Below are 1,104 nucleotides of genomic sequence, written 5' to 3' on the forward strand. Positions count from 1 at the left end.
CCAGCCGGTCACTGCAGGTGCTGGTCGAAATAATCCCCGAGCTTTTCGTAGTCTTTCGCATAGACCAGCTTCAGTTTTTGACACACATCCTCGTCCGTGGGCGTCACCCTTGTGCCTTTGGTCTTGTTCAAATGTGACACGGTATTTGGCTGGCCAAGATTCTTCAAAACTTGCTGGAACTCTGTTTCGAAATTCTGAAACCGAAGAATGCGATCCACCGCGATTTCGCCTTGAACATCAGTGATGAAATTCGTCTGAGGTTTAAAAATGATATGTTCATCGACCACTTGCTCTAATTGCCCGTCCAACACGAAGGACACGAAACTATGCTCGCTGAATGTTTCTGCTGCTGCTAGATCCTCTTGTGTGCCAAACCCACCTGACTTTAGGAAATAGAACCCGGAACGACACCGGTCCAAAGGGTCACGTACAATCGCGAATTTAAAAAACTCGTCAAAGCGTTTGGGTCCCAGAATTGCTTGATAGAAAGCTATCCCTGCGTGGCCAAACCCCTCATTCGCCTGAAGATTGTACAGATCGTTGATGACGGTTTTCCCACCGCATTTTGGAACATGAACAAAAACCGACCTGGTTTCCTGGAGTCTGGAAAGAGCTCTGTTCTTCAGATCACCGGGCAACGCCCGTCGTCTCAGAAGACTGCGGCCCTCTGACAAGAAACGTTTGATTGTGCCTTGGCCTGATGACATCGAGCAGCCTTTGGTGATGACGATTACCGCCCTACTTTCGTAAACAACAAAACAGGTCTTTTTTCTATGCAAAATTTTGACGTCAATGACTCACCGACTGACTCTTTCCGATCCCGATAACATGCATGCAAGAGTTCATACCGGAAAACCCCTCCGGTATCCGCTGCCAGAAATTCGCGAGCCGAACCCGGCAGTCAGCCGAAATACATCCGCCGCAAACGCCACCCCAGATATATCATCACGGCGAAAAAGGCCCCAAGCGGCAGCAACAGGGCGATGGCATCGGGCAGGCCAAGCACCACAAGGATATCTTTGAGTGGAATGACAATACCGTGGAACGCGTAGATCGGCAGAGCAAGCCCGCCGATCACGATCATGATCTGAAGCGTACCGCGGA

At 50.1% G+C, this 1,104-nt stretch carries 2 protein-coding genes; both read right to left on the minus strand.

Annotated elements, in window-relative coordinates; translation table 11 throughout:
• Positions 1-8: 8 nt before the first annotated feature.
• On the minus strand, positions 9-638 hold the full coding sequence (locus Q1B27_RS24435) for a sulfotransferase family 2 domain-containing protein (protein WP_299852798.1): 630 nt from the start codon (positions 636-638) through the stop codon (positions 9-11).
• A gap of 263 nt (positions 639-901) precedes the next feature.
• On the minus strand, positions 902-1,104 hold a 203-nt coding region (locus tag Q1B27_RS24440), incomplete at its 5' end, for a hypothetical protein (RefSeq protein WP_299852801.1).

The organism is uncultured Roseovarius sp. (genome assembly GCF_947489715.1).
Taxonomy (GTDB): domain Bacteria; phylum Pseudomonadota; class Alphaproteobacteria; order Rhodobacterales; family Rhodobacteraceae; genus Roseovarius.